General features: G+C 57.4%; 11 protein-coding genes. 6 read left to right on the top strand and 5 right to left on the bottom strand.

Going from position 1 to position 11123, the window contains the following annotated elements; all coding sequences use genetic code 11:
• Window positions 1–145 precede the first annotated feature (145 nt).
• The 3 genes from ABL922_RS04315 to rimP are packed head-to-tail and all read right to left on the bottom strand — an operon-like array spanning window position 146 to window position 2982.
• Window positions 146–841, bottom strand: coding sequence for a DUF448 domain-containing protein (locus ABL922_RS04315; protein ID WP_349022974.1), 696 nt, complete (start codon window positions 839–841; stop codon window positions 146–148).
• Window positions 819–2420, bottom strand: coding sequence for a transcription termination factor NusA (nusA, locus tag ABL922_RS04310; RefSeq protein ID WP_349022973.1), 1602 nt, complete (start codon window positions 2418–2420; stop codon window positions 819–821). Before nusA ends, ABL922_RS04315 begins: the two co-directional genes overlap by 23 nt.
• Before the next feature lie 4 nt (window positions 2421–2424).
• On the bottom strand, window positions 2425–2982 hold the full coding sequence (rimP, locus tag ABL922_RS04305) for a ribosome maturation protein RimP (protein WP_349022976.1): 558 nt from the start codon (window positions 2980–2982) through the stop codon (window positions 2425–2427).
• 189 nt (window positions 2983–3171) lie between these two features.
• On the opposite strand from rimP, the gene ABL922_RS04300 reads away from it, so the two are divergent.
• Window positions 3172–4302 carry a PQQ-dependent sugar dehydrogenase gene (locus ABL922_RS04300; protein ID WP_349022972.1) on the top strand — a complete coding sequence of 377 codons (1131 nt, stop codon included), beginning with the start codon at window positions 3172–3174 and terminating at the stop codon, window positions 4300–4302.
• Here the strand turns inward: ABL922_RS04300 and ABL922_RS04295 are convergent.
• On the bottom strand, window positions 4299–5195 hold the full coding sequence (locus tag ABL922_RS04295; protein WP_349022971.1) for a DUF1499 domain-containing protein: 897 nt from the start codon (window positions 5193–5195) through the stop codon (window positions 4299–4301). The genes ABL922_RS04300 and ABL922_RS04295 overlap by 4 nt on opposite strands.
• A gap of 137 nt (window positions 5196–5332) precedes the next feature.
• On the opposite strand from ABL922_RS04295, the gene ABL922_RS04290 reads away from it, so the two are divergent.
• Genes ABL922_RS04290 through ABL922_RS04270 form a run of 5 tightly spaced genes read left to right on the top strand, consistent with a single transcriptional unit; the run spans window position 5333 to window position 9403 of the window.
• Complete coding sequence (locus ABL922_RS04290) at window positions 5333–6574, top strand: TCR/Tet family MFS transporter (RefSeq protein WP_349022970.1); 1242 nt, start codon at window positions 5333–5335, stop codon at window positions 6572–6574.
• Window positions 6567–7058, top strand: coding sequence for an N-acetyltransferase (locus ABL922_RS04285; protein ID WP_349022969.1), 492 nt, complete (start codon window positions 6567–6569; stop codon window positions 7056–7058). The genes ABL922_RS04290 and ABL922_RS04285 overlap by 8 nt, the downstream gene beginning before the upstream one ends.
• Window positions 7048–7602 (top strand): DUF1285 domain-containing protein, encoded by a 555-nt coding sequence (locus tag ABL922_RS04280; RefSeq protein WP_349022968.1) that lies wholly within the window; start codon window positions 7048–7050, stop codon window positions 7600–7602. The genes ABL922_RS04285 and ABL922_RS04280 overlap by 11 nt, the downstream gene beginning before the upstream one ends.
• Window positions 7599–8186: a CoA pyrophosphatase gene (locus ABL922_RS04275; RefSeq protein ID WP_349022967.1), complete on the top strand. Its 588-nt coding sequence runs from the start codon at window positions 7599–7601 to the stop codon at window positions 8184–8186. Before ABL922_RS04280 ends, ABL922_RS04275 begins: the two co-directional genes overlap by 4 nt.
• Window positions 8186–9403 carry a CCA tRNA nucleotidyltransferase gene (locus ABL922_RS04270; RefSeq protein WP_349022966.1) on the top strand — a complete coding sequence of 406 codons (1218 nt, stop codon included), beginning with the start codon at window positions 8186–8188 and terminating at the stop codon, window positions 9401–9403. Before ABL922_RS04275 ends, ABL922_RS04270 begins: the two co-directional genes overlap by 1 nt.
• Here the strand turns inward: ABL922_RS04270 and ABL922_RS04265 are convergent.
• The gene (locus tag ABL922_RS04265; RefSeq protein WP_349022965.1) at window positions 9361–11091 is read right to left on the bottom strand and encodes a bifunctional diguanylate cyclase/phosphodiesterase; all 1731 of its coding nucleotides are present in this window, start codon (window positions 11089–11091) and stop codon (window positions 9361–9363) included. The two genes, ABL922_RS04270 and ABL922_RS04265, sit on opposite strands and share 43 nt — an antisense overlap.
• Window positions 11092–11123: the final 32 nt, after the last annotated feature.

Genomic DNA, 11123 nt, shown 5'->3' with positions numbered 1-11123 from the left:
AACCACAACCTTGTTGGTGCGGCCGTGGCTGAAGGTCTGCTTTACCTCACCCGACTCCAGTCGCGGCTTCAGCCCTAGCGGCTTGCGACCCAATGTCGGTTTGTTTTCGTTTTCGTCACTCATTTTCTACAGACCTTGCCTTCAATCAATTACCGTCTGATGCAGCATTCGCGCGACGGTCCGCCTTGGCGTCGCCGCGCGCGTTACTGCATCCTATGAAATAAAGCCAGCGGTCTAGGTGATGTTTCACCCGCTCCGCCGCTTTTGCATTGGTGATCGCCACATGCACCGAATTTGTCCGACCTAGTGCCGCGGAAAGCCGGTCGCGATCGACCGGCAAGCGCAGGCCCTTGCGACCACTGCCTTCTTCTTCGAGGCCTACGCGCCAGCTTTGGTCGCGTTTTGATGCGCCGTCTTCGCTTGCGTCAGAAGCGTGAAGCAACAGCGCAACCGCCCCACTTCGAGCAGCTGCATCGACCTTTTCCGCTCCGGAAAGCAAATTGCTCGACCGCGCTTCGAGCCCGAGCCGGTCAAGCGTTGCCTTTTCAAGTCCCGAACGGACTCGGTCGACCAGATCGTCGGGCACCAAGAGTTCAGAGACCTTGAAGGCACGCTTCAAAAGTCCAGCAAGCTTCCCCTTGGCGCGCGCGGCTTCGAGTTCCTCGGCAGGCACACCTATCCAGGCGCCGCGACCGGGCACTTTCCCATGAATATCGGGCGCTACTTGTCCATCAGGGCCCAGCGCAAGACGGATCAGCAGGCGTTGTTCCGCCCGCTCACCCGTCAGAATGCACCTTCTTACAGGGCTATCAAGGTTCTCATTGGGAGTCTTCCGCGACAACGGCGTCCTCCTCATCTTCAAACCAGTGCGCACGGGCAGCCATGATGATCTCGTTGCCCTGCTCTTCGTTCAGGCCGAAAACCGCCAAAATGCCGGGCTTATCCTCAACGCGGTGGCGGCGATTGTCACTGCGGCGCTGTTCGGTGCGGCCCTTTTGGATCAGTTCGTCGGTCGCAAGGTCGGCAAGGTCGTCGAGCGTTTTGACCCCCGCCTTGCCCAAAGTCACCAGCATCGCTTCGGTGAGGTGCGGCAGTTCGGCAAGCGCATCTTCGACGCCCAGTTCGCGGCGCTCGGCACGCGCAGACTCTTCCTTACGTTCCAGTGCTTCGAGCGCGCGGCTCTGCAGTTCTTCGGCGAGTTCGTCATCGAGACCTTCGATGCCGGCGATTTCTTCAAGCGCGACATAGGCGACTTCTTCAAGCTCGCTGAAGCCTTCGGCGACTAGCAGTTGGGCCAGCGTTTCGTCGACATCAAGTTCCTGCTGGAACATTTCCGAACGCTCGACAAATTCCTTCTGGCGCTTCTCGCTAGATTCCGCCTCGGTCATGATGTCGATCGCACGACCGGTCAGCTGGCTCGCGAGGCGGACATTCTGGCCGCGACGACCAATGGCAAGGCTCAACTGATCGTCGGGAACGACAACCTCGATACGCGCTTCTTCCTCATCGATAACCACGCGGCTGACCGTTGCGGGCTGCAGCGCGTTGACGATGAAGGTTGCGGCATCTTCCGACCAGGGGATGATGTCGATTTTTTCGCCCTGCATTTCCTGAACGACTGCCTGAACACGGCTGCCCTTCATACCGACGCAGGCGCCGACCGGGTCGATCGAACTGTCATAGCTGATCACACCAATCTTGGCGCGGCTGCCCGGATCGCGGGCAGCAGCCTTGATTTCGATGATGCCGTCGTAAATTTCGGGCACTTCTTGCGCAAACAGCTTCTTCATGAAGTCGGGATGCGCGCGGCTGAGCAGGATTTGCGGGCCGCGATTTTCGCGCACGACCTTCAGGATCAACGCACGGACGCGGTCACCGGGGCGAACCGCTTCGCGGGGGATCTGCTGATCGCGGCGGATTACGCCTTCGGCACGGCCCAAATCGACAACGACGTGGCCGAATTCTACCGACTTGACGACCCCGGTAATGATTTCGCCCGAGCGATCCTTGAATTCTTCAAACTGGCGCTCGCGTTCTGCGTCGCGAACCTTTTGGAAGATAACCTGCTTTGCCGATTGCGCATCGATACGGCCAAGATCGACCGGCGGCAGCGGATCGACGATAAAATCACCGACGGCCGCACCCTTTTGCAGCTTTTCAGCCTGCTTGATATCGACCTGCTTGAAATAGTCTTCGACGACTTCAACCACTTCGACAACGCGCCACAGGCGAAGATCGCCCGTCTGCATGTCGAGCTTTGCGCGAATGTCGTTTTCGGCGCCATAGCGGGCACGGGCCGCACGCTGGATCGCTTCTTCGAGTGCCTCGACGACGATCGCCTTGTCGATCATCTTTTCGCTGGCAACTGCATTGGCGATTGCAAGCAGTTCAGCCTTGTTGGCAGCAATCGGACTGGCCATGACTCTAGTCTTCCTGTTCTTGGTCGGGGTTGTCTTCGTCGATTTCGTCGGCCCCGGCGCTATTGAGCGGCGCAGTCGACGCAATCAGCCGGTCTGTCAAGACCAGCTTGGCGGAATGTATATTGGAAAAGGCAATTGCATGTGTGGCACCGGTGCGATCGGTGATCGATACCACATCGCCGTCGACGCCTGAGAGCTCGCCACGAAACCTTTTCTGATTTTCAATGGGCTCGATCGCCTCGAACTTGGCTTCATGCCCTGTCCACGTGGTAAAATCTTTCAAGCGAGTCAGCGGACGATCGATGCCGGGGGAGCTGACCTCCAGCCGATACGCCTCTTCAATCGGATCCAGTTCATCAAACAGGTCTGAGATACGGTGCGACAGTGCGGCACAATCATCGATGACAAGCTGGCTTGTTTCCGGCCGTTCTGCCATCACCTGCAAGGTCGGTTCATCGGAGCCTTCAGCACCGCGATCAAACCAGGCCACGCGCACCAGATCGAAACCGAGGGCCTCGGCTTCGGGTGCGATGAGTGCTGCAAGTTTGTTCAAATCGGGCATGGTGTTCCAAAACAGTCGATGACAATGCGAATGACCGATTGCGCCGGCCCCTTTCGGCGCCAGCCCCTTCAGTGTTTCGCAATGTCGGGATAAACCCCATCTAGGCGGAGCCAAGCCGAAATGCAACCCTCTTGCCAATCCCGCGATGCATTCGCATCTAAGAGCTGGAATATAAGAGGAGACCTTCCCATGTTGCGTGCCATCGTTTTGACCGCCGCAAGCCTGATTGCTGTCGCTTGCGCCCCATCCACCAGCAATGCAGAAGTGTCCACTGGTCCCAAGCCCTTCGCAGTCACGGAAATCGCGACATTCAACGAACCCTGGGCGATGACTTTTCTTCCCGAATTTAACCAGGCCCTGATCACCGAAAAAGGTGGCAAGTTGATCCTTTGGGAATCCGAGGGCGAAGTCGTCGAAGTGAGGGGCGTGCCCGAAGTCGCCTATGGCGGCCAAGGCGGGTTGGGAGATGTCATCTTACATCCCGACTTTTCCAATAATCGGACAATCTATCTAAGCTATGCCGAAGCCGGCGAAGGCGGATTTGGCGTAGCGGTCGCGAAAGCTACACTCGGCTCCGGCGTTGGCGGTCCGGAGCTTAAAGATGTGAGAGTAATCTGGAGACAGGTTCCAAAAGTCTCCGGGCGTGGTCATTATGGCCACCGCCTCGCCTTCTCGCCCGACGCCAAATATCTGTTTATCGCCTCGGGCGAACGCCAGAAATTCGATCCGGCGCAGGATATGAACTCCAATCTGGGGAAGATACTGCGCATTTTCCCCGATGGTACAGTCCCGAAAGATAATCCCTTTTATGACGCAGCCAATCCGGTGAAATCGCAAATCTGGTCACTCGGCCATCGCAATCCACTCGGCCTGACTTTCGATAACAAGGGGCAATTGTGGAACCAGGAAATGGGCCCGCGCCACGGCGACGAACTCAATCTCGTCAAACGCGGGGCCAATTATGGCTATCCCAAGGCCTCTAACGGCAGCCATTATGATGGCCGCGATATTCCTGATCACACGCCTGGCGACGGGTTCGAAGCGCCCAAGGCCTTTTGGGTTCCGGCTATCTCGCCCGGCGGATTGATGTTTTACAATGGTGACCTCTTCCCGAAGTGGAAGGGCTCCTTGTTTATCGGTGGTCTGGGCGGTGAAGCGCTCGTCCGCGTCAAAGTGAACGGAGAGAATGTCGAAAAAGCGGACCATTGGCCGATGGGCGCGCGCATCCGCGAAGTCGAACAGGGCCCCGATGGCGCGGTCTGGCTGCTGGAAGACGGCGAAACAGGGCGCCTGCTAAAGCTGACGCCCACCAAGCCCTAACCGGCGGGATTAGTCCCAGCGAGGTCTGCGATGAAACTGCGGACCCGCTTGGCGTTCATGCCAAGGTCACTGACGCCGACCCGGCTGATCGACCGCATGTCGACGATGCTGCCGATGCCGTCCTCGGTCGGGCGGACGCGAACGACTACATCGTCTTTGAACCGGAAGAAGCGCGTGGTGTCGGTTGCCTCAAGGCGGCCCTCGATCGGATCAGCGACAACGACTTCCCAACCGCGCACCTTGGCAAGCCGCTCTGCCTTGGCAATGGCTTCCGCCACCGGCATCGCAATACGGACCGAGCGGACATCGCCATAAGCCTGTTGGTGGAGCGTCGCCCATCGTTGTTGTGGATTCATTCCTTTCATTTCGGGCTCATTCTCACCCGGAATCTGGTCAAGATTGTCAGCCCGCACTTCAAGCATCCGGAACTGGGGCGGGTCGGCCAGATCGGTCGAAATATCGTGGATCGCGGGCACGGTGCGCGCGGTATAGGCGAAACTCAACAGCCACAGTGCCAGTGCGCAGCCCAGCGTCATGCCCAGCCAGCGCAGCGGGCGAGCCGCGGTCCTGCCCTTGCGCTTTGCCCACCAGCCAACAACGAAACCACCCAATAAAGCCAAAATCCCTGCGCCGAAGGCAAGCATTAACAGTTGGAATCCGAAGCGGAAATCCCAAAGCCCCCAGCCGGAGCCGAGCCCAGCTGCCAATGCCGTCAGTATCGAACCTAGCCCGAGCCAGAAGATCGTTTTTCCGCTCCAGTTCGAAGGTTTTTTCGCAACAGGTGTCGCTACCTCCGTGTCGGCAACTGCCTCTCGCGCAGGCTGCTGAACAGCCTCGACCAACGGTTCGGTTGTAGCTTCACTTTGAACAGGCGGGTTTTCGTCATTCTGCATTTGCGGCTCCCCTCGCTTCTTGATTGGCGCCAAGCTAGCGCAAGTCCGGTAAAAGCCAAAGTAAATCCCGCTATCACTGACCACAGAAATTCCAAAAATATTGGACAAAGAGGTGCGCCACTGACAAGGCCCCCGCGATGGTGATGGACCCGACCCTCAAGCGCCGTGCTACCCGCTTCGTGCTGCTGACCGTGCTCATTTATTCGATGGGTTTCGGCATCATCATGCCTGTCCTGCCGGATCTGATCAAACATCTGGCGCATGTCGATGCGGCCGAAGCTGCGCGCATCGGGGCATGGATTGGTGCGACCTATGGCCTTTTCCAGATCCTGCTGATGCCCGCTGTGGGCAATTTGGGTGACCGTTTCGGCAGGCGGCCGATTTTTCTGATTTCGCTTTTCGCCTTTGGATTCGATTTCCTGCTGATGGGCCTCGCACCCAATATCGGCTGGCTGTTCGTTGGTCGCGCGATTGCCGGCGGACTGGGCGCTGTTTTCGGCCCGGCCAATGCCGCCATGGCCGATATGTCCACCCCCGAAGAGCGCGCCGCCAGTTTCGGCAAGGTTGGCGCGGCTTTCGGGCTCGGCTTCATATTTGGCCCGGTCATTGGCGGCCTGCTTGGTGATTTTGGCCCGCGCGTGCCCTTTTTCGTTGCAGGCGCACTGGCCATTGCAAACGGCATTTATGGCTGGATCGTGTTCCCGGAAACCATGCCCGAAGAAAAGCGGCGTCCCTTTGAATGGAAACGCGCCAATCCTCTGGGAGCTTTCGCTTCACTGGGCAAGATTGAAGGTATCGTGCCGGTGGCGTTGATCTACTTCCTCTGGTCGATTGCCGGTAATGTCTATCCAGCAAGCTGGTCTTTCTTTGCGCCGATCCAATATGGCTGGGACAGCGGCATGGTTGGCGTTTCGCTCGGCCTTGTCGGTATTTCAATGGCGGTTTTCCAGGCGCTGGTAATCCGCCGCTTCATCACCCGCTTTGGCGAGCGCAAGACTGCTTATATCGGAATGATATCCGGGATCGCCAGCTATCTGATTGTCGCCTTTGTGCCCTTTGCCGGGATCATATTGGTGTTGCTGCTGGTCAATGGATTTTCCGGCATGGTGATGCCTGCGCTCAACGCGATGATGTCGCAGCGCGCCCCTGCCTCGCAACAAGGCGAGTTGCAGGGGCTGGTCGGCTCGCTTGCAGCCCTCAGCATGATGATAGGTCAGTTTGCCTATAATTATGCGCTGGCGGCATTTACCGAAACTGGCGCCCCGATACGCTTTCCAGGCGCACCCTATCTGATCGCAGCGACAGCAGGTGCCTCGGCCTTTATCGCGCTTGCGATGTTGCGCAGGCGGCAATTGCCCGAGGCGATGCCGGATGCCTGAACTCATTGCGCTGAACTCCGTTGCGCCTGAAAAAGTGGAGCGGTTGCTCGACGATGCGTTCGGAGCAGATCGCTTCGGTCGGACTGCCTATCTTTTACGAAAACACAGCAAGCCAATTGCCCCACTGTCCTTTGCAATGCTGGAAAAAGGCGAACCAGTAGGCAGCATCCAGTGCTGGCCCGTCCGCATCGGAGATTTTCCCATAGTGCTGGTCGGCCCGGTCGCCGTTATTCCCAAATTGCAAAGCAAAGGTATCGGTCACCAGTTGATGCACGCGATGCTTGCAGCAGCCGCCAAAATCGAGGAGCCTGTAATGGTGATGATTGGCGATCCCGAATATTATGGCCGCTTCGGCTTCAGCGCCGAACAGACCGGCGGCTGGTTATTGCCCGGGCCTTGGGAGCCGCGCAGGTTATTGGCGCGCAACGCGAACGGTGTGACGCTACCTGAAACCGGCATGCTGGAGGAAGATCGTGCCCTATGAGCCTCCTCCCGCTTTGGGCGACCTTGACCTCGCCGAGATCGCCGAACTCGTGGCTCAGCGCAAATTGCCGCCGGTCGAGAGCTGGAACCCGGCGAAATCAGGCGACAGCGAAATGCGCATTGCCGCCGACGGGCGCTGGTTTCATCAAGGTGGTGAAATAACACGGCCAGCCATGGTCCGCGCTTTTTCTAGTTTGCTGCGGGTTGAAGCGGGCGGCAATTATTGGCTGGTTACGCCGCAGGAAAAATTGTCGATCGCGGTCGACGATGTGCCTTTCATTGCAGTTGACGCGCAAATCCACGACGCAAGCATAGCGTTCCGGCTCAATACCGATGATCTGGTTGTTGCTGGCCCTGAAAACCGGATCGAGACACGTCTCTATGAAGGTGTGCCAGTGCCCTATCTGCATGTCCGTGCCGGGTTGTGGGCACGCTGCTCACGGCCGGTCTATTATGAGCTTGCCGAACATGCACTCAACGCCGATCCCGAAATGCTCGGTTTGTGGAGTGAAGGGATGTTCTTCGCTCTGGATATCGCCGGATGAGTTGGAAAAAGCAGTTCGCTGAGGCTTTGCATCCCTCGCGCGCGATCGCGATTGAAGACGAACGCGCCTATCCGCGTCACAGCGGCGATTATCGACATGCTGCGGTGTTGGTGCCCATTACTGACAGAACCGAACCCGGTGTCATCCTGACGCGGCGCCCGGCCTGGTTGCGGAGCCATGCAGGTCAAGTTGCCTTTCCCGGTGGGAAGGTCGATCCCGAGGACGAAAACGCAATTATAGCCGCTCTTCGCGAGGCCGAGGAGGAAATCGCCCTACCCCGCGATGAAGTCAATATATTGGGCCCCGCCGACGATTATTATTCAGGCAGTGGATACCAGATCACGCCGGTCATCGGCGTCGTGCCACCCGACCTTCCGCTGGTGCCAAACCCCGAAGAGGTCGAGGAGTGGTTTGAGGTCCCGCTTGCGATTTTGTTTGATCGTGCCAATTACGCCAGACGGCGGGTGGAATGGCAGGGGCAAATGCGCGAATATTATGACATGGATTGGGAAGGTCGGCGCATCTGGGGCGTGACGGCAGGTATCATCGCCAACCTGTCTCGCCGACTGCTGGGTGATGATTGATGCAGCTTCCCGACGCACCTTGGCTGTACGATCCTGCATTGCAGCGCGTTGTGGAGGCACTGAAAATCGATGGCCAACCGCCGCGTATAGTGGGCGGTGCGGTGCGTGATGCTTTACTCGGCATCGCGGTCGCCGATGTTGACATTGCCACTCCTCTGGTGCCTGCAGACGTGATCAAGCGGTTGGAAGCGGCGCGCATCAAAGCCGTTCCCACAGGCATCGATCATGGCACAATCACAGCCGTTGCCGATGGTCGCACCTTCGAGATTACCACCCTGCGCCGCGATGTTTCAACCGATGGCCGCCGCGCCACCGTAGAATTTGCGACCGACTGGCAAGAGGATGCCGCACGGCGCGATTTCACCATTAATGCGCTCTATGCCGATCCCGAAAGTCGCCAGATTTTCGACTATTTCGATGGCCTGACCGATTTGAAGGCGCATCATGTGCGCTTCATCGGCAATGCCGAGCAGCGCATTGCCGAGGATCATCTGCGTATCCTGCGCCTCTTCCGTTTCCATGCGCGTTTCGGGCAGGGTGCGATCGACGCCGACGCATTGGCGGCTGCAGCCAAACATGCCAGCAAGCTGATGGCTTTGTCGCGTGAGCGCATCGCCGATGAACTGCGCAAATTGCTTTCAGTGGCAAATCCTGCTCCTGCGGTGCAGGTGATGCTCGACAATGGCATTTTCGCAGCTTTTCTGCCGGAAGTTGTGAACGACGCTGGGAGCAAGCTTGCAAAGCTGATTGATCGGGAAACAGTGTCTGCATCCAATCCCTCAGTTGGACGAAGGCTGAGCGCGATCCTGCCCGTAGATGCCACAATCGTTGAAAAGGTCGCCGCACGCTTGAAGCTGTCAAACCGCTTGCGCACCGATCTGACCTATTTGGCGACCAATGCCAATACAGACCAATCGGCGCGCCAACTGGCTTATGCCATTGGTCTAGATAATGCCCGCGATCTGGTTTTGCTGAACTCGAACGAAGAAAACTGTAGCGTGGAATTGGCCAGTCTCGAGAACTGGGATGTTCCCGAACTGCTGATCAAAGGCGGCGATCTGATTGCAATGGGACTGCGTGCCGGACCAGTGGTTGCAAAAACATTGCAGGCGATCGAACGGCAATGGGTCGCGGAATCCTTCCCCGCAGAGCCTCGCGTGACCGAGATTGCCGATCAGCTGGTCGAGGTTGCGTTACGCGACGACAAAAAGCTGTAAGCCGCCTCAGATGTAAGTGGTCGGGCGAAATAATAGCCCTGCCCATTGGTGCAACCCAGTCCCTTTAGTTCAGCCGAAACCGCAGCACATTCAATGCCTTCCGCTGTTGTCTTCATCCCCAACGCCGAAGCCAGCGACAATATGGTGCTGACAATCGCCCGGTTGTCACGATTGGCCAGCATATCCGAAACAAAACTGCGGTCGATTTTGAGGACATCAATTGGCAGCTTTTGCAGATAGGCCAGATTGGAATAACCTGTGCCAAAATCATCCATAGCCAGATTTGTATTGAGCGCCTTGAGCGCTTCGAGCACACGGCGGGCACCATCCGGATCATCGACAAAGGCGCTTTCGGTGAGCTCCAGCGTCAAGCGGTTGCCGTCTATACCCGCCGAACGGATGGCATGCTCGACGGCCTTGGGCACATCATCACGCAGCAATTGGACAGCAGACAGGTTGACCGACACCTTGATGGGCAAATCATCTCCCATATCGCCTTCCCATTGGGCGATCGTCTTGGCAGCCTTTTCAAGTGCCCAACGGCCCAACGGGACGATCAGCCCACTTTCCTCGGCCACAGGAATGAAATCGAGCGGCGAGACCATCCCGAGCGTAGGATGGTTCCAGCGCGCCAACGCTTCAAAACCATTCAGCTGTCCGCTCTCCAGATCGATCAGGGGTTGATAGTGCAATTCAAGTTGGTCACGCTCCAAGGCACGACGCAGATCGGTTTCGAGCGAGAATCGGTGAAGAGCCCGGTCGAGCTTGTCCGCCGAAAACAGTTCGAACTTCTTTGACTGTTTCGCCCGCTTGAGTGCAATCTGGGAATGACGCAGTACGTCCATCGGATCGTCTGTGGTCGAATCTCCCATAGCTGCGGCAACAGCGCAATCGATCTGGATTTCCAGGTTCGACAATTTGCACGGGTCGTCAAAAGCTTTCACGACCCGCGATGCGATCGCCTCGGCGCCGCGCAAATCGTCAACCGGGGCAAAAAGGGCAAATTCATTGCCGCCGAGGCGACCAATTATTTCGCTGCTCCGAAGTCTTGACGTCAGCCGTTTTGCGACCGTGATGATCAGCTCATCCCCCGCCAATACGCCAACCGATTCATTGATCCGGCTGAACCGTGCTAAGTCGAACATGATGAGCGCAAATTTTTTGTCGCCGCCGGCGCGCTGCATCTCATCGACAGCATCGGCGATGCGTTCCTCAAATCCGATGCGATTCGCAAAGCCTGTCAGACTGTCATTCATCATTTCACGGCGCAGATTGACATTACCCTGCACCTCGGCGGTGCGATCAACCAGCGACACTAGAACATGCGGCACTTCATTGCCAAAACGCGAGACATTGATTTCGACGTCAAGCGGCTGAATTTTATCTGGCGAGCGCCAACGTTCGAAATGCTCCTGTCGGTCGTTGTCAACCATATCAAGGATCAAGTCATTGAAGTAGCAAGGATCGAATCCGGCATCACGAGCCCGACCGAGCGCGAGATAATCAAATTGCCCATTGGTCGCGATGCGCTTTGCACCGCTGATATCTACGCGATAGATCGCTGCAGCAATAGGCAGCGAGTTCAGCCAGGCATGGCTCGCTTCCTCTCCTTCGGGAACAGTTCTCTGGACGAGTTTAGACGTCAGAGAGGCTGGCGACCCGTGGGTAAATGTTTTGTTATCCCACATCCTCATTGGGAAGGAATTACGCGAAACATGTA

It is taken from the genome of Sphingorhabdus sp. (assembly GCF_040079335.1).
Lineage (GTDB): Bacteria > Pseudomonadota > Alphaproteobacteria > Sphingomonadales > Sphingomonadaceae > Sphingorhabdus_B.
This window is presented reverse-complemented; position numbering and strand designations above follow the sequence as displayed.